Annotated in this window: 20 protein-coding genes; 13 read left to right on the top strand and 7 right to left on the bottom strand. The window is 34.6% G+C overall.

Annotated features, from left to right (window positions below):
• Window positions 1-135: 135 nt before the first annotated feature.
• Window positions 136-1143: a 3-oxoacyl-ACP synthase III family protein gene (locus ACZ2G0_RS07245; protein WP_470309666.1), complete on the bottom strand. Its 1008-nt coding sequence runs from the start codon at window positions 1141-1143 to the stop codon at window positions 136-138.
• 231 nt (window positions 1144-1374) lie between these two features.
• On the opposite strand from ACZ2G0_RS07245, the gene ACZ2G0_RS07240 reads away from it, so the two are divergent.
• Window positions 1375-3786, top strand: coding sequence for an alpha/beta hydrolase family protein (locus ACZ2G0_RS07240; RefSeq protein WP_470309665.1), 2412 nt, complete (start codon window positions 1375-1377; stop codon window positions 3784-3786).
• Between the two features lie 44 nt (window positions 3787-3830).
• Here the strand turns inward: ACZ2G0_RS07240 and ACZ2G0_RS07235 are convergent, their stop codons facing one another.
• The 3 genes from ACZ2G0_RS07235 to ACZ2G0_RS07225 form a co-directional block, all read right to left on the bottom strand.
• Window positions 3831-4781: an ABC transporter ATP-binding protein gene (locus ACZ2G0_RS07235; RefSeq protein WP_470309663.1), complete on the bottom strand. Its 951-nt coding sequence runs from the start codon at window positions 4779-4781 to the stop codon at window positions 3831-3833.
• A gap of 143 nt (window positions 4782-4924) precedes the next feature.
• A complete protein-coding gene (locus ACZ2G0_RS07230) occupies window positions 4925-5620 on the bottom strand; it encodes a YiaD family glycine zipper/OmpA-like lipoprotein (protein ID WP_470309662.1) in 696 nt (231 codons plus the stop codon).
• 33 nt (window positions 5621-5653) lie between these two features.
• A complete protein-coding gene (locus ACZ2G0_RS07225) occupies window positions 5654-6130 on the bottom strand; it encodes a lipocalin family protein (RefSeq protein ID WP_470309661.1) in 477 nt (158 codons plus the stop codon).
• 179 nt (window positions 6131-6309) lie between these two features.
• Here ACZ2G0_RS07225 and htpG point away from each other — a divergent pair, with 179 nt between their 5' ends.
• The gene (gene htpG / locus ACZ2G0_RS07220) at window positions 6310-8196 is read left to right on the top strand and encodes a molecular chaperone HtpG (protein ID WP_470309660.1); all 1887 of its coding nucleotides are present in this window, start codon (window positions 6310-6312) and stop codon (window positions 8194-8196) included.
• Between the two features lie 256 nt (window positions 8197-8452).
• On the opposite strand, the gene ACZ2G0_RS07215 is transcribed toward htpG, so the two are convergent.
• Entirely contained in the window at window positions 8453-11578 is a 3126-nt protein-coding gene (locus tag ACZ2G0_RS07215; RefSeq protein WP_470309659.1) for a TonB-dependent receptor, read from the bottom strand.
• Window positions 11579-11756: 178 nt separating this feature from the next.
• Here ACZ2G0_RS07215 and ACZ2G0_RS07210 point away from each other — a divergent pair, with 178 nt between their 5' ends.
• Window positions 11757-12089, top strand: a complete 333-nt coding sequence (locus ACZ2G0_RS07210) for an ArsR/SmtB family transcription factor (protein ID WP_300288227.1) — start codon at window positions 11757-11759, stop codon at window positions 12087-12089.
• A 43-nt stretch (window positions 12090-12132) separates the two neighbouring features.
• On the opposite strand, the gene ACZ2G0_RS07205 is transcribed toward ACZ2G0_RS07210, so the two are convergent.
• Window positions 12133-12573, bottom strand: a complete 441-nt coding sequence (locus tag ACZ2G0_RS07205) for a VOC family protein (RefSeq protein WP_470309658.1) — start codon at window positions 12571-12573, stop codon at window positions 12133-12135.
• Window positions 12574-13123: 550 nt separating this feature from the next.
• Here ACZ2G0_RS07205 and ACZ2G0_RS07200 point away from each other — a divergent pair.
• The 4 genes from ACZ2G0_RS07200 to ACZ2G0_RS07185 all read left to right on the top strand — a co-directional run bounded on the left by ACZ2G0_RS07200 (window position 13124) and on the right by ACZ2G0_RS07185 (window position 16282).
• Window positions 13124-14230 (top strand): hypothetical protein, encoded by a 1107-nt coding sequence (locus ACZ2G0_RS07200; RefSeq protein WP_470309657.1) that lies wholly within the window; start codon window positions 13124-13126, stop codon window positions 14228-14230.
• A 27-nt stretch (window positions 14231-14257) separates the two neighbouring features.
• Window positions 14258-14989, top strand: coding sequence for a DUF2490 domain-containing protein (locus ACZ2G0_RS07195; RefSeq protein WP_470309656.1), 732 nt, complete (start codon window positions 14258-14260; stop codon window positions 14987-14989).
• A gap of 208 nt (window positions 14990-15197) precedes the next feature.
• Entirely contained in the window at window positions 15198-15788 is a 591-nt protein-coding gene (locus ACZ2G0_RS07190) for an SOUL family heme-binding protein (protein ID WP_470309655.1), read from the top strand.
• A 101-nt stretch (window positions 15789-15889) separates the two neighbouring features.
• The gene (locus ACZ2G0_RS07185) at window positions 15890-16282 is read left to right on the top strand and encodes a DUF2721 domain-containing protein (protein ID WP_300288231.1); all 393 of its coding nucleotides are present in this window, start codon (window positions 15890-15892) and stop codon (window positions 16280-16282) included.
• Window positions 16283-16356: 74 nt separating this feature from the next.
• Here ACZ2G0_RS07185 and ACZ2G0_RS07180 read toward each other — a convergent pair whose 3' ends face one another.
• Window positions 16357-18474: a TonB-dependent receptor domain-containing protein gene (locus tag ACZ2G0_RS07180; RefSeq protein WP_470309654.1), complete on the bottom strand. Its 2118-nt coding sequence runs from the start codon at window positions 18472-18474 to the stop codon at window positions 16357-16359.
• 142 nt (window positions 18475-18616) lie between these two features.
• On the opposite strand from ACZ2G0_RS07180, the gene ACZ2G0_RS07175 reads away from it, so the two are divergent.
• The 6 genes from ACZ2G0_RS07175 (at window position 18617) to ACZ2G0_RS07150 (ending at window position 25067) form a co-directional block, all read left to right on the top strand.
• Window positions 18617-20002 (top strand): DUF1800 domain-containing protein, encoded by a 1386-nt coding sequence (locus tag ACZ2G0_RS07175; RefSeq protein ID WP_470309653.1) that lies wholly within the window; start codon window positions 18617-18619, stop codon window positions 20000-20002.
• Between the two features lie 24 nt (window positions 20003-20026).
• Entirely contained in the window at window positions 20027-21193 is a 1167-nt protein-coding gene (locus ACZ2G0_RS07170) for a DUF1501 domain-containing protein (RefSeq protein WP_470309652.1), read from the top strand.
• A 69-nt stretch (window positions 21194-21262) separates the two neighbouring features.
• A complete protein-coding gene (locus tag ACZ2G0_RS07165; protein WP_470309651.1) occupies window positions 21263-22162 on the top strand; it encodes an EamA family transporter in 900 nt (299 codons plus the stop codon).
• An 84-nt stretch (window positions 22163-22246) separates the two neighbouring features.
• The gene (locus tag ACZ2G0_RS07160; protein ID WP_470309650.1) at window positions 22247-22606 is read left to right on the top strand and encodes a DoxX family protein; all 360 of its coding nucleotides are present in this window, start codon (window positions 22247-22249) and stop codon (window positions 22604-22606) included.
• 218 nt (window positions 22607-22824) lie between these two features.
• Window positions 22825-23103 (top strand): DUF2805 domain-containing protein, encoded by a 279-nt coding sequence (locus ACZ2G0_RS07155; RefSeq protein ID WP_300287685.1) that lies wholly within the window; start codon window positions 22825-22827, stop codon window positions 23101-23103.
• A 104-nt stretch (window positions 23104-23207) separates the two neighbouring features.
• Window positions 23208-25067: a M61 family metallopeptidase gene (locus tag ACZ2G0_RS07150; protein ID WP_470309649.1), complete on the top strand. Its 1860-nt coding sequence runs from the start codon at window positions 23208-23210 to the stop codon at window positions 25065-25067.
• Window positions 25068-25122: the final 55 nt, after the last annotated feature.

Raw genomic sequence — 25122 nt, 5'->3', positions numbered from 1 at the left:
TATATTTAGGGCAACTTTAGGACTTTTTTAAACTTTTTATATACTAAAATTTTAGACGATCCAATAAAAAACCCGAAGCCATAAGGACTTCGGGTTTTTTAGTATGCTTAAAATACACTTTTTATCGGGGGCATTCTACCATTTAATAATTACACTTCCCCAAGTAAATCCGCTTCCAAAAGCTGCTAAAACTACCGTATCACCTGATTTGATTTTACCTTGTTCCCAAGCTTCTGTCAAAGCAATTGGTATAGAAGCCGCTGTTGTGTTTCCGTATTTTTGAATATTATTATAAACTTGATCGTCGCTCAATTCAAATTTCTTTTGGATAAACTGAGAAATTCTCAAATTCGCTTGATGAGGAATCAACATATCAATATCTGAAACAGTCAAATTATTTGCCTCTAATCCTTCGTTAATAACCTCAGCAAAACGAACTACTGCATTTTTAAATACAAACTGTCCGTTCATGTGCGGAAAGTAACTATCATCATCCGGATTATTATCCGCAATAATATCGGATACCCATCTCGCTCCCATTCCTGGTGCAATAAGCGCTAACTCCTCGGCATGTTGTCCTTCGGAATGTAAATGTGTAGATAAAATTCCTTTAGTCAAATCTTCTTCTCTGTTCAAAACCGCAGCTCCCGCTCCATCACCAAAGATAACCGAAACACCACGACCACGAGTGGTCATATCCAGTCCTGTTGAATGCACTTCTGAACCAATAACCAAGATGTTCTTGTACATCCCCGTTTTTATGTATTGATCTGCAACTGAAACAGCATAGACAAAACCCGAACATTGATTTCTAACATCAAGAGCTCCAACATTTCTCAATCCTAAATCACGTTGTACCAGTACTCCTGGACCAGGAAAATAATAATCAGGGCTTAAAGTTGCAAAAACTACAAAATCAATATCCTCTTTAGCAACACCTGAGCGTTCGATAGCAATTTCAGCTGCCTTCACTCCCATGGATGTCGTTGTATCTTCCCCTCTAATAATGTGTCTTCGTTCCTCGATTCCTGTTCTTTCCTGAATCCATTCGTCAGTTGTATCAATGATTTTTGTTAAATCATCATTGGTGACAACATTGGAAGGAACATAAAATCCTAACCCCGCAATTTTTGAATGATACATATTGTTCTTTTATTAATATAAGATTGCAAATTTAATAATAGTTTAAAATATAAGCCTACAAATTACTCATTTTTTAGCAGATACCAATTTTTTAAAATTAAGGCAAAGAAAAAAATAGCGTAAATTAGCTTTTAAAAATTAGAATACTCCTCTAAAAGAAAGACTGTTCCAATCCGTTTTATTTTAGAATTAAGTGCCTTATATTTACAAAAAATACCAAAAAAACTGTTTATGAAATTAAAAACGACCTTTGTTTTATTCCTTGGCCTAAGCCTTAGCGCTCTGGCTCAAGAGAACCTAACGTATCAAAAACCATCTAAATCAATCCTAGATTTAGTTGATTATGAAAGAGCGCCGTCAGTCTCGATGGATACTAAAAAAGAGTATATGTTACTTTCCTACAGAAGCACATATAAAACACTAGACGATTTGAATCAAGATGAAATGCGCTTGGGCGGATTGCGAATCAATCCAACGACTAACATTTCGAGCTCAGTTACTTATATTAACAATTTGAAACTGAGAAAGATTAAAGACAAAAACGAAATTCAAGTCAGTGGATTACCTGAAAACCCAAAGATTACTAACCTATCTTGGTCTCCTAACGAAAAGAAAATTGCTTTTTCGAACACAACCAACAATGGTGTTTCCTTATGGGTTATTGATGTTGCTTCCGCAAAAGCGACTATGCTAACCGATGACAATGTAAATGCAAACCTTGGCAATCCGTTTAGCTGGTACAAAGACAATGAAAATATTTTGGTAAAAATGCTTCCAAAAAACAGACCCGCCTTATTAGACGAGAAAAAAAACTTGCCCACAGGTCCTATCGTATCTAATGCGAGCGGTGCCGTTTCATCGAATAGAACCTACCAAGATTTGTTGAAAAACAAAAGAGATGAGCTTAATTTTGAAAACATAGTTACCTCTGAGCTCTATAAAGTGAATGTAAATGGTACCAAATCACTTTTCAAAGGCCCTGATATGTATGCTGGTGAAAACTTTTCGCCTGACGGAAACTATATCCTAATTTCCACTATCCAAAAACCATTTTCTTATATCGTACCACTAAGCCGTTTTCCATCTAAATCAGTTGTGTATGATCAAAACGGTACAGAAATTAAAGTAGTAAACGAAGTTGCTTTGAATGAAATCATGCCCAAAGGTTTCATGGCAACACGCACCGGTAAAAGAAACATGAGCTGGAGAAACGATCAAGCCGCTACCTTGTATTTCGTGGAAGCATTAGACGAAGGAAACCCTGAGAACCAAGTCACATACCGAGACGAAGTGATGCAATGGCAAGCTCCTTTTACCGAAAAGCCATCTTTATTAATCAAAACCAAACAACGTTTTGCAGGTATTATGTGGGGAAATGCAACAACAGCTATCGCAATGGATCAGTGGTATGACACCCGAAATTCTAAAACCTATTTATTTAATCCGTCTAACGCAAACGAAGAACCAAAAGTTATTTCAGATCGCAACTCTCAAGACATTTACGCTGATCCAGGAAATTTTGAAACAGTTAAAAATGCTTTTGGCAGACCTGTTTTAGCTATTGAAAACAATAATTTATATTTATTAGGCGATGGATTTACTAAAAAGGGGCAATTCCCTTTTATAGATGAATTCAATTTAAAAACACTTCAAACGAAAAGAATTTACACCTCGGCATACACCGATAAAAAAGAAGATTTACTATCTATCGAGGATTTCAAAAAAGGAGAAGTGCTAGTACAAATTCAGTCTAAAAATGAGTTTCCAAACTATTACTTTAGAAACATCAAGAAAAAAAACCAATTGACTCCTATCACCAATTTCAAAAATCCATTTGAAAGTATTAAAAATGTGAGCAAAGAGGTAATTGAATACAAAAGAAAAGATGGCGTTTCCCTATCCGGAACCTTATACCTTCCTGCTGGTTATGACAAAGCAAAGAAAGAGAAACTACCTTTATTAATTTGGGCCTACCCAGCCGAATTTAAAGACAAAAACTCAGCAGGACAAAACAATCAAAACCCAAATGAATTTACGTTCCCGTACTACGGATCATTTGTATATTGGGTAACCAAAGGCTATGTGGTATTAGACGACGCTTCGTTCCCAATTATTGGTGAAGGAACAACTGAGCCTAATGATAATTTTATTTCTCAATTAGTAGACAATGCCGAAGCTGCGATAAATGCAGTAGATGCTTTGGGCTATATTAACAAAAAGAAAGTAGCAATTGGAGGACACTCTTATGGAGCGTTTATGACGGCTAACTTACTAACACACTCTAATCTTTTTGCTTGTGGAATTGCTAGAAGTGGTGCGTATAACAGAACTTTGACTCCTTTCGGCTTTCAATCAGAACAGCGTAATTACTGGGAAGCTACAGATGTTTACAACACCATGTCACCGTTTATGAATGCTGATAAAATGAAAACACCATTACTTTTAGTACATGGCGAAGCCGATAACAATCCGGGGACTTTCACACTACAAACGGAGCGTTATTTTCAAGCTTTAAAAGGACTAGGAGCTCCAGCTAGAATGGTCATCTTGCCTAAAGAAGCGCATAGTTACGTAGCCAAAGAGAATATTCTACACCTTTTATGGGAACAAGATCAGTTCTTAGAAAAGTACCTGAAAAACTAATAGAAAGCGAAAGCCTCCAATTTTTAAAATTTGGAGGCTTTTTTTTATGATATCATCAAGCTGACTTCTTGATTAATCTCTAATGGAGCATCATGCTGAAAAAAGATTACTTTTCGATCAAATACTGCTTTAATCAAGTAATGACCTCCTTTAAAATAAGATTGTTTGACCACGACATTCATCAGGCCATTGGCCACCATTTTTAACTGGTGAGGATAAAGAAGAACTGTTTCATCTTCTTCCTCACTGCCTACAACCACTAATTGTGATAGCTTTAATTCATTGACTTCTCCAAAAAGTGAAGCCACATATTTATTAAGAGGATTATTATACAACTGAAACGAATCGCCTTTATCAACCAATGTTCCGTTTTGCAAAACTATCGTTTGGTCCGCGTATGAAAGTGCATCTGTACTATCGTGAGTGGCTACAATACAGGTAATACCTTTAGTTTTAAGGTAGGCAAACAAATTGCGTCGCAATGCATTTTTTCTAAAATTATCAATATGACTAAAAGGTTCGTCTAAGAGCAAAATCTCAGGTTCATTTGCCAAAGCTCTTGCCAAGGCTACCCGCTGTTGCTGACCGCCACTTAAAAATTTGGCTTGCACATTAGCAAACTCCGTCATTTCGACCATTTCAAGTAATTGCTCCACGCGCAACTTTTTTAAGGCTCTAAATCCATTGGACAAAAACTTACCTACATTTTCGGCTACGGTGGTATACGGCATCAAGTCAAAATCTTGCGCCAAATATTTTGCGAATGGAACACCTGGTACTAAATTAAATTTGGGTCCCAATATTTTTGTGCCATTCCATGAAATTGCTCCTTTATCGAGATCATGCAAGCCATACATCAGTTTAAGCAAGGTGCTTTTTCCGCAACCGCTTTCACCAATAATCGCTACATTCTGCCCTTTTTCAATTGTAAAATCAATATTTTTTAAAACCGTTTTATCAGTATAACCAAATGAGATGTTTTGAACTTGCAGCATTGTAGTATGAGTGTTTTTTTTTGAGAGTACAAAGATAGATTTCTTTTAAGAAAATAATTTTGATGTACTGATTTTAACTAAAAAAAAAGCCGTCTTGTTTAAAAAAAACAAGACGACTTTTTAATCTATTGAAAGTGTTGGATTTAGTTCCCAGCTTCTTTTTGAGCGTCTTGTTGCATTTTAGCATTTGCAGTAATAGCAAACTCTACACGACGGTTTTGGCTTCTTCCTTCAACCGTTTCATTCGATGCAATTGGATCAGCGATACCCATCCCAGAAACTTTAAATCTACCTGAAACAACACCTTTACTTACAAGGTAGTTTCTAACTGACGCTGCTCTTTCACCTGATAATTTCAAGTTATAATCAGCTGGACCTGTACTATCTGTGTAACCAAAAATAGTAATATCAGTATCTGGATATTCTGCGAATACTGGAACTAATTTATCTAAGTTTGCTTTTGCAGCAGCAGTCAATGATGATTTGTTAGTATCAAAACGAACAGCGTTTTCATTCAAAACTAATTGAATCCCTTCACCTACTCTTTTTACCTCAGCACCCGGAAGCACTTCGCCAATTTGTCTTGCTTGCTTGTCCATTTTGTTACCAATAACGCCACCAGCAACTCCACCAACTACACCTCCAAGTACAGCACCTAAAGCACCATTACCACCTTTACCAAGGTTATTTCCTAAAATACCACCAATGATGGCTCCTCCAGCAGCTCCTATTCCAGCTCCTCTTTGCGTTTTGTTAGTATTCTTGATCGATTCACAACCTGTGAAAACTGTTGACATTGTCATTATTACAGCCAATGCTGTTATGGAAAAATTTTTCATAATTATATCTTTTATATTTTTAAAACGGTTTTATTAGTTTGCTCTTTGAAATTGGTAAACAACATCGGTCATTTTTCCTCCTACATTGATTTTATCAATCAATTGAAAACTATCTTGAGTTTGATTTGCTACATATAGAATGTAACCATCTCTTACTTTTTTCGCTTTTTCCCCTGCGTCAAGCACTTTTAGTACAAATTGCCCCTCTTTGTTCACATACCAAGTAATTGGTGAGCTAAAAACTGGACAATTGTTCGCTGTTAAGGCCATATTACCTTTATTGTTGTTAGAAATAAACTTCCAAGTACTACCTTCAAAACATTTTGAATCGGCTAATTGAAATGAATTTACTTTGATAACTTCTGAACCTGGATAGTTTACTGAGCTTATTACCCAGTTACCTTTCATTGCTACTTGAGCTCCTTTATCTAATTTTTTGTCTGTAACTGATGATGTTTTACATGAAAACATCACTAAAGACAATGCTGCTAAAAAAAATATTTTTTTCATTTTGTTTTGGTTTTTGATTTAAACTAAAGCAAAGATACGAAGGGAATCTCATGTTAACGTTTTAATATTCTACTAATTTGTTTCAAAATTTACACATAAGACAATTTGTCACCTCAAATGCGATTGGTACTCTATTTGAATACTAGGAAGTTGATTGTAAAACCCTAATTAAATTAAATATGACAACAGGAAAAATTAATGTTTCAGTAGAAAACATCTTCCCTTTAATCAAGAAGTTCCTATACAGTGATCACGAGATTTTTTTACGTGAGTTGATTTCGAATGGGACAGATGCAACTTTAAAATTAAAGCACCTTACTAATATTGGTGAAGCTACCGTTGAATATGGTAACCCAATACTTGAAGTAAAAATAGACAAAGAAGGTAAAAAACTACACATTATAGATCAAGGTATTGGTATGACTGCTGCCGAAGTAGAAAAATACATCAACCAATTGGCTTTCTCTGGTGCTGAAGAATTTTTAGAAAAATACAAAGACACAGCAAAAGACTCTGGAATCATTGGACATTTTGGTCTAGGTTTCTACTCTGCTTTTATGGTCGCTTCCAAAGTTGAAATTATCACTAAGTCGTATAAAGATGAACCAGCTGCTCACTGGATTTGTGATGGTAGCCCTGAATTCTCTCTAGAACCGGCTGACAAAACGACTCGTGGAACTGAGATTATATTGCACATTGCTGAGGATTCATTAGAATTTTTAGAAGAATCAAAAATAAAAGGGTTATTGAACAAATACAACAAGTTCATGCCTATTCCAATTAAATTTGGAACTAAAACTGAAACACTTCCTAAGCCAGAGGATGCTCCTGAGGATTATGTTGCTGAAACAGTAGAAAAGGATAACATCATTAATAATCCTAATCCAGCTTGGACAAAACAACCTACGGACTTAAAAGAGGAAGACTATAAAACGTTCTACCATGAGTTGTATCCTATGCAATTCGAAGAGCCTTTATTCCACATTCATTTAAATGTAGATTACCCATTTAACTTAACGGGTATTTTGTATTTCCCAAAATTGAGTGGAGACTTACAAATCCAAAAAGATAAAATTCAGCTGTACCAAAACCAAGTGTACGTTACAGATAACGTAGAAGGAATTGTACCTGAATTCTTGATGATGCTTCGCGGAGTAGTAGATTCTCCTGATATTCCTTTGAATGTTTCTCGTTCAGGATTGCAAGCAGATGGAGCCGTGAAAAAGATTTCAAACTACATTACTCGTAAAGTAGCCGATAAATTAAAATCATTGTTCACTGAAAACCGTGCTGATTTTGAAGCAAAATGGAATGACATAAAAATCGTTCTTGAATACGGAATGCTTTCTGAAGATAAATTCTACGAAAAAGCAGGAGCATTCGTTTTGTACCCAACCGTTGACGATAAATACTTCACACTAGAAGAATTAAAAGAAAACCTAAAGGACAAGCAAACGAACAAGGATGGTAAACTAGTTGTTCTTTACGCTGGTAACAAAGAGGCACAACACTCTTACATCCAAACTGCTCAAGAAAAAGGATACGAAGTATTGTTATTAGACTCTCCTATTATCTCGCATTTGATTCAAAAAATCGAAGGAGACAATAGCGATATCACTTTCGTACGTGTCGATTCGGATCACATTGATAACCTAATCAAGAAAGACGAAACGACTATTTCAAAATTGTCAGAAGAAGAGCAAACAGGTTTAAAAACAGTTTTAGAAACTATCGTTCCTAAACAAACCTACACCGTTCAATTAGAAGCTATGGATAGCCAAGCAGCTCCATTTATTATTACGCAACCAGAATTCATGCGTAGAATGAAAGAAATGAGTCAATCAGGCGGTGGCGGAATGTTCGGGATGGGTAACATGCCAGAGATGTACAACCTAGTGGTTAATACAAATTCGCCGTTAGCAACTACCATTCTTGGTACCGAAGACAAAACAGCGCAAGAACACTTGGTTAAACAAGCGTTAGACTTAGCTAAATTATCTCAAAACCTACTTAAAGGAGAAGCTTTAACCGCTTTCGTGAAACGTAGTTTTGAAATGATCAAATAATTAGTACTATCCTACTAAATCAAAAGCTGTCCTTCATTGGGCAGCTTTTTTTTGGAGCAAAACTCCCATTTCCATAACACGATCTCTCCCGCTATACGCTCTAATCTTTGCCTTTGGCTACCGCCACCGCAAAGGATTTCCGCTGCTATCGGGGCTATAAAAGACGATTTGATTCCTATATAAGAGGGAAAGATTAATGACCATTAAAGCGGAACCTATCCAACTCCAAGTTTAAAACCCAAAATTATGCAGCTACTTAATTAAAAAAGTAGCTCGCACTAATTTGTCCTTGCCATTTCGAGTTGATATTATCTACTAACCATGGCGTTCCTTTAGGGTTTTTAAATTGATAAACAGGCTGTTGATTTTCGATTCTTACAAAGTCCAACAACGCATAACCCGAATTATTGATATTAGGAACATAGACTTGCGTTCCCCAATTGCGATTAAGTAAATTTCCAACATTAAAAATATCAAAAGCAAACTGTAATTTGTTCTTATAAAACTTAGTTTCAAAAACAAATTTCATATCCACTTGGTGATTCCAAGGTGTTCTAGCGGCATTTCGTTCCGCATACTGACCTCTATGACTGTTTAGGTAATTGCTATTATTGATATAAGCATCCAATTGTCGCCATTGCTCATCTGCTGATACAAGAACTACATTATTGCGGTCTACGATATTAATCAACTTGATTTCGCTTTGGTCTCTTGGAATGTATAAAATATCATTCTTAGCTGAACCATCTCTATTCACATCTCCTTCGTACACATAGGAAAAAGGACTTCCTGATCGTCCGTTGTAAATCAATCCCAACTTCAAAGTGCTACTTTTTATCGGAATATCATAAAAATGATACGAAACGATTTTGTGTCGCAAATCAAAATTAGAAGCCGTTAACTTGGGATCGTTCGCTACCAAACTTTGATTCCACTCAAAATTAGCCGCGTGTGAATTTCTATTGGTACTTGAAATATCTTTACTAACTCCGTACGTATATCCTAAAAATCCATTGTAATGTGCTTCAGACTTCGTTAAGCCAAAGGTTAGATTGTATCGGTAACCTTGAGAAGTATTAGTCAATAAAAAAACGTTGGTAAAATTAGGATTGATCTTTATGCTCTCGGCAGTAGTGTTGTAATACGGACGATTGTCAGCACCTGCAAAAGTACTTTTTTGATCTTCTTTACGGTTGATCGATTGAAACAACAATCCTTTCATCGTTTTGGTATACGTTCCTTCAAACGACAAAGCATAATTATTTTTAAGTGCAACATCAAGCGATATATTCGACTTCCAATCACGTGGTAAATTAAAATTATTGTCAATTAAATTCACTTCGGTCAGTTTACGACTTTGTCTTGATTCTAAAGTACTTAAATCTTCTGTTAAGTCTAAAGGTCCCGTCGGACGAAGGTCGATATTGTAATAATTAGTACCCGAGATATAGTATTCATAAGCGTACCAAACAAATGGCATTCTGCCGGTAAATAAACCCGATCCCCCTTTTAGAATGTATTTACCAGCATCATCAATGTTATAATTAAAACCCACTCTTGGGTTGATAATTGGCGCATCATTAATCTTATTCCTATACCCGGCAAACTCAGGCGTGTTTTTTATTTGATCCGAAATAGGAAAAGCCGTTGGTGTATTTTGCCAATCTACTCGAACTCCCGCTAAAATATTAAATTTAGGACTCAAACGGATTTCATCTTGAAGATAAACAGAGGATAACAAAACAGAGTAATCTGCCGAAGGTGTCTTTTTGTTGTATTCAAAATCATTATTATCTGTATTGTAAACCCCACGAACACGGTTAGGCCTGTCCGCTAAAAAATTTTCTATGGAGCTGTATTGCCACCTACCATTGAATGCCGTTAAAAAGCGGTATTCGATAGTGTTAATTTCGGTCGACGTACCCAAAGTAAACTTATGGTTTTTGACAAAATAAGTAATATTATCCGTAAACTGGATAGTGTTTAATGTCAATCCATAAACTGATGCTTCGCGATACGTTCCTGCAAAAATAGTGTTCGATGTATTGTCTATAATTTCAATATGCGGAAAAACCCTTCCGTTATACGTTCTTTCATCATTTACCGTAGAAAGCGAAAGCGTCATTTTATTAGACAACTTATTCGAAAATTTACTTTTTAGCTCAGCCACTATACTATTCGTAACCGAATTATGCCTGTACCCTTGGTTTCCAAAATTAAAAACAGTGGGAGTCCATTCTAAATTATCAGCAAAACCGGTAACAAAGTTATTACGGAGAGTGAATTTATGATCTTCGGATATGTTGTAATCCAAACGTAAAAATAATTTGGTGTTTTTACGTTCTGTAGTTGCATCTGATGCAATTCCGGGATCATAATTGTATTTGGACTTTAAACGATCTGAAATTAGATTAATCGTTTCAACTGAAATATTAGAAGTGGCACTTCCGGGTGCATTTAAAACCGATTCGTTTCGATCAGCATATTCTACATTAAAAAAGTAAAACAATTTATTTTTAACTATCGGTCCACCTACGCTTAACCCATAAGTTAAATCACTCGCTTCAGCCGAGAGTTGTTTAATGCCATCTGAATAATTTCCGATTAAATTTTTATTTTTTGCTACCGTATAAGCCGTACCTGAAATGTTATTCGTACCGCTTTTTGTCACAACATTGATACTTGCGCCTGTAAAATTTCCGAAAGTCACATCAAATGGTGCTGTTTTCACAGACAAAGCACTAATAGCTCCGAAACCAATTGGCTGCGTACCTGCTAAACCTCCAGGTGTACCTGAAGCTGAAGATCCTGCAGCACCACTAGCAGGCTCTTGAAACCCAAGAACATCGTTAGTAGCACTCCCATCAATGGACAAGTTATTAAAGCGGTAATTGGCACCACCAAAAGAATTCAAGTTTGCCTCAGGCAGTAATCGCGTTGCGTCTTGTATACTGCGGTTGGCGCTAGGAAGATTAGTAATTACATCTATTTTCAATCGCTTTTCATTGCCTTTCTTAGAAGCTGTATTTTTAATCTCGACGTTCTCTAATTCATTTAGAGCTGAAAGCATGGTAAAGTTCAGACTAGTATTTTTTCCAAGTTGAATTTGAATAGCAGAAACTATCAACTCGGTAAATCCTACATAGCTGACTTTGGCTTCATAATCAGAGGCCGGCTGTAATTGATTGAATTCGTAATAACCATCTTGTTGTGATTGCGTGTTATAATGAATGCCTGTCGACTTTTGCTGAATAAGAACGGTAGCAAAAGGAATTGGATTATTATTGGCATCCTTTACTACCCCTTTTAAGATACCGGTAGTCTCTTGTGCAAATAAAAATCCTGTGCAAAAAAGCAGGGCAAGCGTAAGTCTTAGTTTCATGTGGTTTGTGATATAGTTCTTAAAACTACGTAAGTTGTTGTGATGTAGTTTTAATTTATTATCGTACGTTTACGATTAATTACAACGATAAAATATTTAAGTCATTATTTATCACTATTTTACAAAAAATATTTAATTTAATTTTTGTAATTTAATTCATCTACTAATTACGATTAATATGAAAAAAGAAAGCAGTTTTCATTCCTTTGAAATAGAATTTGCACAAGCGGCCAAATGTTTAGCGCATCCTGCTAGAATACAAATTATAACACTACTATCTAAGCACAAGGATCGAACTTGTAAAGAGATAGTTGCGGAGTTACCGCTTTCGCAATCGACAGTTTCCAAACACTTGAAAGATTTACTAGAGGATCATTTTATTTGCCGGAAAATTAGTGGCACTCAGTCTCTTTATACCTTAGAGTGGAATAAAGTAGGAAGAGTTTTTGATTTATTTGAAAGGTACCAGGCCAAAACTATGATGAACCGACCTAAGAGAAATTGTTGTTAAACTATATTTTGACGCACTTTATAATTAAAGATTGCACAAAGACTTAGTTGATTTCAGCACGATAATTAGGATCATAATCAACCATCCACTCAATTCCAAACTGATCACGCAACATACCAAAATAGGATCCCCAAGGACTTGCAGCCAAAGGCATTTCGACTTCACCTCCTTCAGAAAGTCCTTTGAATATAGATTCTGCTTCTACTAAGTCCTTTGCACTGACTGCAATTTTAGATCTGTTTTCTTTTTCATCTACCACTCCTAGAATGGCGGGAACGTCATTCCCCATTAAAATATTGCTTCCAATCTGCAACGCAATGTGCATGATTTTGTTTGCTTCAGCAGCATCAAAGGAATGTCCCATCGCGGCCATATCTTTAAAGCGAACGACTTTTACAAATTCTCCTCCAAAAATCGCTTTATAAAAATTAAAAGCAACTTCAGCATTTCCATTAAAATTGATATGCGGGTTGATAAAAGCCATAATTAAAATAGTAAGGTAAATAGAAGGCCAAGTGACAATCAAAGATAGTATACTGTTTTATAAAAATTGATTTTAGGACCATAAGTTTCAGTTACTTTCTTTACTGTAAGCAAATAAGTTTTGATAGATGTTTACAAAACTGTTTTAACGGTCACACTGCCTATTTGTTTACTTTACTTAGTATTAGTGTAATAATCCTTACCAACATAACTTTAAATTTTTACAGAAGATAATCCGTCCCGTTTTTCTACTATCTAAAAAATTAATGCAGTGCTATTTAAAAGTAAAACATCCAAATCTATAACTATATTAATCGTATTTAATAGATTAATATTATTTGTTAAACTATTACGATATTCAAACACTAAAACACTACAAATCAGTTTATTAAATTTTTATCGAGATGGTATAATCGTAAATAAACGATTAATAAATAAAACCAAAAACCAATTACTTCGTATCTTCATATGGCGTTATTAAACTCCAATTGTGAAATAAAAAGTAAAAATTAATTTATCTAAAAAATGTATCCTAACTAAACACTAAAATTATGCAAACAACTACGACGTTAAATCCTTGGATTAGAACTCCCTTTTTTGATTACAGTCTTATAATGGGGGGCGCTTTTTTTACCTTATTAATTGCTGTATTGAGCTTTCAATTTCCAACTATGGTACCTATTTTCTTCTGGATTTGGGTTGTTTTTTTTGAAGGAAGTCACTTTTGGGCAACATACAGCCGAACCTATATTGATGATAAGTATAGGAGAGAAAATTCAAAAGTCTTATTTAATAGCTTAGTTTTTTTTATTTTCCCTTTAATAGCTATTATTCTGCAAAATCAATTTAAAACAATTTCTTTTACTGTTTTTTATGGATTCTTCATATTTGTTTGGTCACTGTATCACAATGCCAAACAACATTATGGTTTTTTATCAATTTACGCTGCAAAAATAAAAATGGAGTTTGATGAAAAAACAAAAATGAAAAATTCATTGTATGCGGTTATTATATTTTCACAAATTTATTTTTTGTTGAACTTCAAATTACAAGGAACATTTTCTGTTAGTTCAACACTTGAATGGTCACCTACCCTAAATTTTTTAGCAACTAAAATGTTTTATATTTTAACAGGCCTCGGAACCGTTTATTTTTTATTCCAAGCAAGTATCTTGTTCAAAAAGTACGGTAAAAATATTTTACCAATCCTATCTTATATTGTCACCTGCTTAATCTTTTATAGTACGATGTTTTATTATATCGCACAAACTGACCAATTTATTACAAAAGATGGCGTAAGTGTTTTAATTCTAATTGCCATTATGAATTCCCTATTTCACAATATACAGTACCATGCAATCGTGTGGCACTACGGTCAAGCTAGATATAATAAGGAAGAGAATGAAAAATATGGTATTGCAAAATTTGTAAATGGAAAAACTTTAAATTATTTGTGTGTAGCATTGCTATTAGGAATTGTTTTTGGATTTATTGTATGGAATGTTGGATCCTCACCCGATCTAAATGGAAGTTTTACCTCAAATGCAAACAATTGGGCTTATATTTTATTTTTTGGAATAATAGGACACCATTTTTACTTAGATCAAAAAATTTGGAGACCTAGTAAACAGACTGAGTTACAATCTTATCTTTCCTAAGCTGCAACTAAATTAATTTTTTCCCTTATGAATAGTAAACACAAATTAATGCTGTTGACATTTTTTATGTTTCAATTGAGTAATGCACAAGATACCAACCATATTGGTGTTTTTCCTACAATCGATCATAGTGGTTCGTTAACAGATAACTTAGAATATAGCTTATATTATTTTGGAGCTTTCCATTTACTAAACTCCAAAATCGATGGAGTGTCTGAACCCTCAAAATTATCTTTTTATTATGCTGAGCAAGCGCTTACCTATCATTTTAATTCAAATTTATCTTTTACTGGCAGCTATGTTTTTGAGAAAGTAAATCCTGGAAAAAACAATTATAGAAACGAAAATCGATTTTATTTGCAAACAGGGTATCAATATAATTTAAATAGATCTACTATCAAACATCGCTTGCGTTTCGATGGAAGATTTATTCAAGATAGAGTTACTAGCGAAAGACCTTTTACCTCACGATTGCGTTACAAAATTGGTTTAGACACACCCATAAGCAAAGATAACAACGTGTACTTATCATTGTACAATGAATTTTTCTTTAATCTTGACAAAAGCGCTACTGCTATTTACGGGGAGAACTGGGCCTATGCAGGTATTGGTTTTAAAATTGATAAAAACAATAAGATTGAAACTGGCCCTTTATACATATTTGGAGTAAGTAATAAACAAAATGATCTTGATAAATCATACTATTTACAACTAACTTGGATCAATCACCTCGATTTTAGAAAAACTAAAAAGATTTAAATTTAAAAAGTTCATATAGCCAAACAAATATTAATCCATCAGCAGGATAGTTTTTTTTTTAAATTATACTGCTGATTTTTTACATAAAATTAAGATGAGGGTTTAGTAGTACAATTACTGTTTAAATCAAATACGAACTGAATTCCCTAAACTAATTCATGATTGAGCTAAACTAATTTTATCGTACATTACTGCGTAAATTAAAACCATGAAAGCACTATACATTATTCTCGCCGTTGTTCTAGTAATTTTTATTGGAAGTCAAATTTTTGCTTGGAACAGTCAGCGCAACATAGAAACCTACGATTACAAAGTGGTAAAGCAATATGATAAGTTCGAAATAAGGACCTATGAACCTACTTTATTTACATCAGTTCAATTATCTACTAGTGCTTATAAAGAATCCTCGAGTAAAGGGTTTTCGATCTTAGCAGGATATATTTTTGGCGGAAATAACAAAAACGAAAAAATTGCAATGACTTCACCTGTGAGTATGTCATTGGACAGCACGATGACTATGATGTTTATGGTGCCGAAGAAATTTCAAAAAGAGACCTTGCCAAAACCCAATGAATCTAAAATTAAATTTATTGAAGAACCTGCTAAAACCGTTGCGGCAATCCGCTTTGGAGGTTGGGCAAACGAAGAAACCATTGCGAAATATAAAAAAAAATTAATCGCTGCGCTTGAGTCCAAAGGCATAAAATATACCAATCGCTTTTATTTCTTAGGATACAATGCTCCTTATGAGTTATTTAATCGCAAAAATGAAATTATAATTGAACTTAAAAAACAATAAAAATCGCACTATTCGAGATTCAATTGTTTTAAATTCTTAGAAGATAAAAGTAGATTGTGTGCTAAGTTTATCGAAATTTGTACTTCTAAACTTAACGACACATGACTTTACATATAGAAACTCCAGCTTTACTATTTTCAGCCACATCCTTAATACTTTTAGCCTATACGAATCGGTTCTTAACCATTGCTACTATCGTACGAAGCTTAAAAAAGACGTATGATGAACACGAAAATAAAAGTATTTTGATCGAAATTAAAAACCTCAACTTACGGTTAACCCTCATTAGATACATGCAACTTTTTGGAGTGCTAAGTTTGTTTTTATCGGTTTTTGCTATGCTGCTATTGTTCTTTGATATTCAGTTAGCTGGCTTGTATTTCTTTGGATTTAGCTTATTGAGTTTACTCATTTCATTAGCACTTTCTTTTTGGGAAATTAGCATTTCAGTCAAAGCGTTACAAGTCCATTTAAGCGACTTGATTCAAAAATAAGTATCAATAAAGTTTACAAAAAAAGAGCTGTGTATCAAATACACAGCTCTTTTTCGTTGATCTATTATAGAAAGTTATTGGTTTAAAAGACCGCCTTCTTCTTTCTTTTCATTATTTAATAAGTTAGGATTTTCTTTAGCTAACTTGTTCTTCGTCGGGATTTTATAATTCAAACTAAAACCAAATTTTCTTGTATCTTGTTTACTAGCTATTAAGAGTGGTGTCCCAAAAGAATTAAATCCGTTTTTATTGGTATTTAACAAATCATCTGCATAAATCGACAACGTTAATTGATCCTTCAAGAATTTTTTCGAGAAAGTAAAATCAAGTGAATTTCGTATTGGCTCCGTTGCAATAAAGTAAAAATAATTTCCTTTAGGAAAAATATAATTGTAATTCGCCACAAATTTTATCTTGGACGGAAGTACTATTTGAGACATCAAATTAATCATCCAAAAACCATTAGTATCTAAATTAGGAATTTGGTGGTACTGATACCCTCCGTATACATAAAGAAAATTCATTGTATCCGGATTTACATTCATTTTTAAAGTTTCTTCAAGACCTTTTGTAAATAACATATATGGTATTGGCATTCCTGCACTAAAATTATGAATCTTAACTGCCGGAATATTTTCATTCGTATTAACCACGACATTATTATCAAGAGAGACTCTATTAATCACTTGATTTTTAGCTGAGCTAATATTGTAGCTAATAAAAGCGTAATCAAAAGCGCTTAACTTCACTTCATAATTATTAAAAATGGTAGGCTGCAAGTTAGGATTACCTGAATAATCAACATTTGGGTTTTGGTAATTGGTATTGTTCGGGTTTAAAGCCGATGTACTTGGAAGCGTAATTTTTTTATTGTAATTCATATTAAAATTGACTGAATTACTAAAATTATATTGCGCACTGGCATTCGGAAAAAAGCGAAATTGCTTGAATGGAGACAAAGTAGCTACATCTGTAGTACCCGTAATATTATAATCCTCAGCTCGACCACCTAAGATAAAATTGAATTTATCAAATTTGGTTTGCACCTCAACATAAGAGGCTGCTGTTCGCCTTTTATAATCAAGATTCACAGTCCCTCTGCTTGCTGCTTCAAAAAGTAACTCTTCATACAAACTACCAAAACTTAACTTTCCTTCGTCAGAAAACTTCAATGGTTGTGAGTAATCAAATTTAAAATTATAAAAATTTTGATTAGAGGTGTTTGCTAAAGTTACAGTTGAATTACTAACTGGACTTAGCTCAAAATCGTTAGTATTGTTATTGTAATTGAATTTAAACTCTAACTTTTTAGCGCTGTTAGTAAATTTCTTTTGGTACGTAACCACAGCATCTTGGCGTAAGCCTACACTTGTAGATGCGTCATTATTCACAAAACCTGGCCCGGTACCTAGCGTAGTACTGTTGTTATTATTTTGAGTTATATCATAATTTAGTAGCAAGCGGTCTTTGCCTATGTCAAAAGTCAATGCCGATTTGATAAAATTATTTCTTCCCGTTCGATCCGTGTTAGTGCTTGACAGCAATGAGTTCATACCGTTTTCTTGCTTATCTAACGAAGTCCATGTTGCACTTTCTCGATAATTTTGCCCAACATTTAATTGCCATCCAAAATATTTATTCTTGGCACTCAATAAAAGGCTGTTATTTACTCTCATACGAAACGAATCATAATTCGTAAAACTTGTACTGTTGGTATACGTAGCACTCAAATAATTTTTAGCATTTTTATTGGTAATTATATTTAAAATAGCACCACCTGAAGTTGCTGGAAACTCCGCACCAGGTTGGGTAATAATTTCTATTTTTTCAATTGCATTAGCGGGCATTCCCTCTAAAAAAGCATTAAGCTCCGTAGTAGAAATATTAAGCGGTCTACCATCCATAAAAACATCCAGCTGTTTTCCTTGGTACATCATTCCAGCAATATCCGAAGCAATTAATCCCGGTAATTTTTTGATCCCTTCTAGAACAGAACCGGTGTTTAAACTCGGTTGGTCTGAAAAATTAAAAATAGTACGATCCGCTTTTTGCTCAATCGCTTTTTTAGTTTTCACGATGGTTACCTCATTTAACTCGGTAGATTTTTCCGCTGGTTTTTCGGGATTGGTTTGAGCGCTACTCGTAGCTATACTTCCTACAGTCAATAGCAGCCCTAAATAAAAATTTTTCATGTTGTTTATATCAGTTATCCCATAAGTACGCGTTAGAGTGAATATGTTACAATAGAACCCCAAACTTATCTTCAATACGCATTAAACCTTTACGCTTTTACCGCATCTAACCTTAAAGGTTGTTCACTTTAAAATAGTTGTCATGAATCAAAATACACTGTGGTCCATTCGATTGGGATTTTCGAATAAAGAGAGCCAAGCCATTGCTAAAAAAGGAATTTCAGCTTTTTTGACTGCTTCTTATCAGGTTCCCTTTGACGCTAGTATTCCCGATTTTCTAGAGCAAAGTCCAAAGACCATTCAAGAACTAAAAACGCAACGCCATCTCCTGAAAGACGGATCAGAGGAGGAAAAGAAAATGGCGCGAAAAGCTGAAAACACGACATCGCAAGCCATGAAACAATGGTGGATTGATCGTATGATCACAGCTGAATTCCCTTTACAAGAAAAAATGACATTGCTGTTGCACAATCATTTTGTAGCTACATTTCAAAAAGTAAAAGTGAATTATTGGGTTTTCCAACACAACCAAATTTTGCGAAAGAATGCTTTTGGTAATTTTAAAACGCTAACCAAGGAAATTTTGAAAAGCAATGCGATGGTCCGCTACCTTGATAATAATGATAATCGCAAAGGAAAACTTAACGAAAACTTAAGTCGCGAATTATTAGAGTTATTCACCTTGGGTATTGGAAACTATAGCGAAGAGGATATAAAAAATGGAGCCAAAGGATTAGCCGGACTCACTTTGGGAGAGAACGGCGCTGAATATCGTAGGTTTCTGCAAGATGATACACCAATAAGCTACTTTGGCAAAAATGGTGTTTTTAAAGCAGATGAAATGGTCGATATTATTTTTGAACAGAAAAACATTCCGTATCTAATGACGAGAAAAATTCTGGAATGGTTTATTTATGACAATCCAAACGAAGCACTTGTTCGCTATTATGGGGATTATTTCAGGACTGTGAATTTTGAATTCAAGCCCTTACTTACCAAAATTTTCACTGAAGAATTTGATAAAAAATCGGCGGGGTCCAAAATTAAAAACCCACTCGAATTCAGTTTGCAATTAGTGCACGAACTCCAGCTGCCTAATGTAAAAAGTAATTTAATCGCGCTGCTTTTGAAACAACAAAGTATGGACTTATTCAATCAACCCAATGTCAAAGGTTGGGAAGGCGGTCAATCGTGGCTTACTTCTCAAATTTACTTACAACGTGCTTCTGTAGCAGATGCTTTTTGTCAAGGTCGACGCTTGACAAGGGCTACCGATAACCAAGAAATGGAAGTAAGAAACACTAATGTAAAAGAAAGAGAAACCCAATTACAATGGCAAAAAGGAACTAATAAAGCAATTATTAAAGAACTTACTGATCGCCTACTCTTTGCGGTAAGCCCCGATATGCAAAAGGATTTTGAAACCGTTTTAAAATACGATTTCGATGCCAATGCGCCCAATAGCAACCAAGCCGTTGTACGATTATTCAACACCATTATAAAAGAACCAGAGTTTCAGTTAATCTAGTCCTACTATCCAACACGTACAATTATGAACAGAAGAAGCTTTTTATCCCTTACAGGTACATTAACAGGAGGTTCGTTATTATTACCTGATTTTCTATTTGCTTTTAGCAAACAAGAAAACTTAATTATTGGCGAGCAATCGGTGGTTTTTGTTCAGCTTAATGGAGGAAATGATGGTTTGAATACTTTTATACCCTATCTCGACCCACTCTATTATGAAATGCGACCTAAAATAGCACTGTCAAAAGAGGAAGTGATTGCCGGTGACAAAGAAATGGCCTTTCATCCTGCATTAAAAGGGTTTGCTCAAATGCAACAAAATGGTGACCTCACTGTGATTCAAAATGTGGGTTATCCTGAACCTAACCGTTCTCATTTTAGAAGTCAAGAGATTTGGCAAACCGCAACAGATTCTAATCAATACATCAACGAAGGTTGGCTGGGACGCTACCTGGACTTGCAATGCCACACCCACACTCCTACAGCGGGAATTAATATCGATACCATAGACAATTTAGCACTAAAAGGGAAAGAGCCAAATGCGATCACAATTAAAGATCCCGAAAAATTTAAAATTAAAAATGGAAAAGAAGAAAGCGCTCTTTTATCTGACAATCCCGAGTTAGATTTTGTTCGAAAAATAGCCAATTCTGCAATCGAAGGATCTGATTTGATTCAAAAAGCACTTGCGCAATCTAGCGCCGAAACAACGTATCCAACAACAGGCTTAGCAAAAAACTTAGCTTGGGTAGCTCGCCTCATTAAAGGTAATTTAAATTCAAAAGTATACTACACTTCTTTAGGTGGTTTTGATACGCATGATAATCAATTGGCCATTCACAAAAATAAATTAACCGAATTAAATGACTCCTTATTTAGTTTTTATACCGATTTAAAAAAAGCAAACCTATTGCAAAATGTAACCATAGTTGTTTTCTCAGAGTTTGGTCGCCGTGTAAAGGACAATAGAAACGGAACCGATCATGGCGCAGCAGCTCCAATGTTTATAATTGGCGGCAATAACAAAGGAAATGTAATTGGCGGCAATCCTAATTTAGCTGATTTGTATCAAGGTGATTTAAAGCACCAAATTGATTTTAGAAGTGTCTATGCCAACTTATTACAAAATAAATTAGATTTAAATCCTGCCTCAATTGGAATCAAAAATCCAGTACTGAACGGATTATTCTAAAAAAAAGTTCGCATATGAAGCCACCTTCAAGATGAAAGCCTATCTTTGCCCGCTTTAAAAAATAAAATAATGATTAAAAATAATGTCTTAAAAGGCGTTTTCTTAGTAGGATTAGGTGCAACAACTTATGGTATGCTTGCTACATTTGTTAAAATGGCATACACTGAAAACTATACAACCGCAGAGGTAACAAGTTCTCAATTTATATTGGGAATTATTGGAATATTACTGATCAATTTATTTCAAAAAATAAAAAATAAAAATACAACCAAAAAAGCGAGTTCTCGCAATATTTTTCAATTAATGCTTGCTGGAACATCTCTAGGAATGACAAGCGTTTTTTACTATTTAGCTGTAAAATACATTCCTGTATCCATAGGAATTGTTCTTTTGATGCAAACCGTTTGGATGGGCGTTTTATTAGAAATGATTTTGGAGAAAAAACTTCCTTCGAAACAAAAGGTACTTTCAGTAGGTATCGTTTTAATCGGAACCGTTCTTGCAACTAATTTAATAAACAACGAAGTTCAGTTAGATTGGCACGGCATTATGTGGGGAATGTTAGCGGCAGCCTCATTTACCACTACTATGTTCACTGCTAACAGTGTTGCTACTAATATTTCGTCAGCACAACGTAGTTTATACATGCTGCTAGGTGGTGCGATTATCGTATTTGGTTTTTCGATTGCTACTCAAGTGACACCTTTTAATTATGCTATTTTTGCAAAGTGGGGTATCGTTCTAGCGTTATTTGGAACCATCATTCCTCCTATGTTAATGAATGCGGGTTTCCCGCTAACAGGAATCGGACTAGGTAGTATTGTATCGGCTCTAGAATTACCCGTATCAGTGATGATGGCTTATGTATTATTAAATGAAGAGGTAAACAGCACACAATGGTTAGGAATCATCTTAATTATTGCCGCTATTGTGATCATGAATATAAATTGGAAAAAAAGCAAAGGATAATTTTTTATTGTTTGTTGGGAATTTATGGGCTACTTTTCAAGTATATATCGTTAATTTAGCGATTAACATTTAAACTTAAAAAACATGACACTACCGTGGCACCTCTATTTAATGGCTGTAATATATTGTGTTGCAGGACTAAATCATTTTAGAAACCCGAGGTTATACGTAAAAATTATACCTCCCTATCTACCCAATCCTAAAGCCTTAAATACGATTAGTGGTTTGGCTGAAATCATTCTTGGCATCGCATTAATGATTCCTATTTTAACCAATAGTGCTGCTTGGGGAGTTATTGCGTTATTAATTGCTGTTTTCCCAACACACGTTTATATGTATCAAAATCCTAAAGCAAGAATGGGTTTACCGCTTTGGGCTTTGATTTTAAGAATGCCGCTTCAATTGGTATTAATATTTTGGGCTTATCAATACACGTTGCTATAAGTTTAAAAAATGCTCTTCATTCCACTTCTTTATCGAATCGCTTATTAGATTTTACAGCACTGCAGCTACCTAATTAGACAAAATCTAAAAAAGAAGGATTTAATGAAAAAAAAATCTGTTTTATTCCAAAGTACTATTTTTTTTTATTAATATTGAAGTCTTATAAACAAGCTATTAGATTACTAATTATAAAACCTATTTGAATTAATTTTCACGTGATGAAAAAGAGTAACCGCAAAGAACTGACCTGGGAGCAAACAGAAAAACTTGTTACGCTAGCTTTAGAAGAAAAAAATCCTTTTGAAATTATTAAAAAGGAATTCGGACTAGCAGAAAAAGAGGTTCTGGAAATCATGAAAAAAAAGATGCCTGCTGAAAAATTTGAGATGTGGAAGAAAAAAGCAGCAGCTAACAAGCCAAAACCCAAACCAATTAAAATTGACGATTTTGACGAAGATTTGGATGGAAAATATTACATCAAAAACAAATTTGACTAAAATAGCAACACTCTTACTCAAGAGTGTTTTTTTATAACTAATTACCAACAAATAAAAAGCTTGTGCGATGTTGCAAGTTTAAAGAGCAAATCAATAGTAAAATAATGAAAAGAATTTTTTATACACTAGCCTTAGTGCCCTTTTTTTGGAGCTGTAAACCCACCAACTCAGCCATTGCACCTGCAAAAACAGAAATTGAAGTAGCCATTAATTTAAATGATATTAAAGAGGATAAAGTGATGGTAACCGTTAATGCGCCTACCATAACCACGGATCAAATAACGTATCATATCCCTAAAACAGTTCCTGGGACTTACTCTGAAGATAATTACGGCAGGTTCATTGAAGATTTAAAAGCTTTTGACAAAAAAGGCAACCCATTAGTTGTTAAAAAAACAGATGAAAACTCTTGGTCAATAGCCAATGCTAAAACTTTAGATAAAGTAACGTATTTGGTAAACGACTCATTCGATACTGAAAAAGGAGGTAGTTTTGGAGGAGATGATGTATTCTCACCAGCGGGATCCAATATATTGGCAGGCGAGAACATCATGTTAAACACGCACTGCTTTGTAGGTTACTTTACTAATTTCATGACCATTCCGTATAAAGTTACGATTTCACATCCTGAAACTTTATGGGGAAGCACATCAATGACTGATAGAGATGCTAGCGCTACCTCGGACACTTTTATTACCTCTCGCTATGCTGAATTAGTTGAAAACCCTATCATGTATTCAAAGCCAGACTATACTACTTTTAATGTAGATGGAATGGACATCCTAATTAGTGTTTACTCTCCTACTGGCAAAGTTACCGCTGAGAGTATCACTCCAGAGATGAAGACCATGATGACGGCACAAAAAACATTTTTAGGAAAAATTAATGCCACTAAAAAATACAGCGTTCTCCTATACTTATCGTCATTGACCCAAGAGGATGCTAAAGGTTTTGGTGCTTTAGAACACCCAACAGCTACAACAGTTGTTTTACCTGAAGTAATGTCAAAGGAAGAATTAGTAAAATCAATGATGGATGTGGTATCCCATGAATTCTTTCACATTGTAACCCCTTTGAGTATTCATTCCAAAGAAATTCAAGATTTTGATTATAACGATCCCAAAATGTCTAAACATTTATGGATGTATGAAGGTGTAACTGAATATTTTGCAAACCTTTTTCAAATCAACCAAGGTTTGATTGACGAGGAGGATTATTACTCCCGACTTTCTGACCAAATTGATCGCGCGAAAACCATGAATGACACCATGTCTTTTACGACCATGAGTGCTAATGTTTTAGAGCAACCCTACAAAGATCAATACATTAATGTATATCAAAAAGGAGCTCTTATTGGAATGTGTATCGATATCATCATCCGTGAAAAAAGTAATGGCGAGAGAGGAATTTTAGACCTGATGCAAAAACTTTCGAGTGAATATGGCGTTAACAAGGCTTTTAATGACGAAGAACTTTTTGATAAAATCACAGCCTTAACCTACCCTGAAGTGGGTGATTTTTTAAACACTTACGTAGCAGGAACATCACCAATACCTTATGATTATTATTTTGCAAAAGTTGGCGTAAGCCCTGCAGTTGTAAAAAGTCCAGCTGGCATATTTTTAAAAGGACAAGTACCTTACATCACCGTAAATCAAGAGACCAAAGAGATTATCGTAATCCCTAACATTGAGCTTAATTCGTTTTTTACTAGTCTTGGTTTAAAAGGAGGAGATAGTATCGAATCAATCAATGATAAAACCTACAATCTAGACACGATTTACGATATGATTAATGATAGTCAAAACTGGAAAGATAAAAGTGTTATGACCGTTAAGGTGAAACGAGATGGCGTTGTTAAGATACTTAAAGCTCCCGTTAGCCTTCCTCTTGAAGACAAGCAAGTCCTTAAAGCAACTGATGCTTCCAAAGCAAGCCTGCGACAAGCCTGGTTGAAAAATTAATAGCATAAACTACAATCCCAATTTAGAAATAGATTGGGATTTTTTTTTAAATAAC

The organism is Flavobacterium sp. KKT103 (assembly GCF_055640565.1).
The sequence above is the reverse complement of the archived record's forward strand: the minus strand, read 5'-3'. Positions and strand labels throughout refer to the sequence as shown.

What these genes read in the sequence shown, in the direction of transcription:
- ACZ2G0_RS07245 (WP_470309666.1), bottom strand. Translation starts at nt 1,143, where the DNA reads ATGTATCATTCAAAAATTGCGGGGTTAGGATTTTATGTTCCTTCCAAT.
- ACZ2G0_RS07240 (WP_470309665.1), top strand. Translation starts at nt 1,375, where the DNA reads ATGAAATTAAAAACGACCTTTGTTTTATTCCTTGGCCTAAGCCTTAGC.
- ACZ2G0_RS07235 (WP_470309663.1), bottom strand. Translation starts at nt 4,781, where the DNA reads ATGCTGCAAGTTCAAAACATCTCATTTGGTTATACTGATAAAACGGTT.
- ACZ2G0_RS07230 (WP_470309662.1), bottom strand. Translation starts at nt 5,620, where the DNA reads ATGAAAAATTTTTCCATAACAGCATTGGCTGTAATAATGACAATGTCA.
- ACZ2G0_RS07225 (WP_470309661.1), bottom strand. Translation starts at nt 6,130, where the DNA reads ATGAAAAAAATATTTTTTTTAGCAGCATTGTCTTTAGTGATGTTTTCA.
- htpG (WP_470309660.1), top strand. Translation starts at nt 6,310, where the DNA reads ATGACAACAGGAAAAATTAATGTTTCAGTAGAAAACATCTTCCCTTTA.
- ACZ2G0_RS07215 (WP_470309659.1), bottom strand. Translation starts at nt 11,578, where the DNA reads ATGAAACTAAGACTTACGCTTGCCCTGCTTTTTTGCACAGGATTTTTA.
- ACZ2G0_RS07210 (WP_300288227.1), top strand. Translation starts at nt 11,757, where the DNA reads ATGAAAAAAGAAAGCAGTTTTCATTCCTTTGAAATAGAATTTGCACAA.
- ACZ2G0_RS07205 (WP_470309658.1), bottom strand. Translation starts at nt 12,573, where the DNA reads ATGGCTTTTATCAACCCGCATATCAATTTTAATGGAAATGCTGAAGTT.
- ACZ2G0_RS07200 (WP_470309657.1), top strand. Translation starts at nt 13,124, where the DNA reads ATGCAAACAACTACGACGTTAAATCCTTGGATTAGAACTCCCTTTTTT.
- ACZ2G0_RS07195 (WP_470309656.1), top strand. Translation starts at nt 14,258, where the DNA reads ATGAATAGTAAACACAAATTAATGCTGTTGACATTTTTTATGTTTCAA.
- ACZ2G0_RS07190 (WP_470309655.1), top strand. Translation starts at nt 15,198, where the DNA reads ATGAAAGCACTATACATTATTCTCGCCGTTGTTCTAGTAATTTTTATT.
- ACZ2G0_RS07185 (WP_300288231.1), top strand. Translation starts at nt 15,890, where the DNA reads ATGACTTTACATATAGAAACTCCAGCTTTACTATTTTCAGCCACATCC.
- ACZ2G0_RS07180 (WP_470309654.1), bottom strand. Translation starts at nt 18,474, where the DNA reads ATGAAAAATTTTTATTTAGGGCTGCTATTGACTGTAGGAAGTATAGCT.
- ACZ2G0_RS07175 (WP_470309653.1), top strand. Translation starts at nt 18,617, where the DNA reads ATGAATCAAAATACACTGTGGTCCATTCGATTGGGATTTTCGAATAAA.
- ACZ2G0_RS07170 (WP_470309652.1), top strand. Translation starts at nt 20,027, where the DNA reads ATGAACAGAAGAAGCTTTTTATCCCTTACAGGTACATTAACAGGAGGT.
- ACZ2G0_RS07165 (WP_470309651.1), top strand. Translation starts at nt 21,263, where the DNA reads ATGATTAAAAATAATGTCTTAAAAGGCGTTTTCTTAGTAGGATTAGGT.
- ACZ2G0_RS07160 (WP_470309650.1), top strand. Translation starts at nt 22,247, where the DNA reads ATGACACTACCGTGGCACCTCTATTTAATGGCTGTAATATATTGTGTT.
- ACZ2G0_RS07155 (WP_300287685.1), top strand. Translation starts at nt 22,825, where the DNA reads ATGAAAAAGAGTAACCGCAAAGAACTGACCTGGGAGCAAACAGAAAAA.
- ACZ2G0_RS07150 (WP_470309649.1), top strand. Translation starts at nt 23,208, where the DNA reads ATGAAAAGAATTTTTTATACACTAGCCTTAGTGCCCTTTTTTTGGAGC.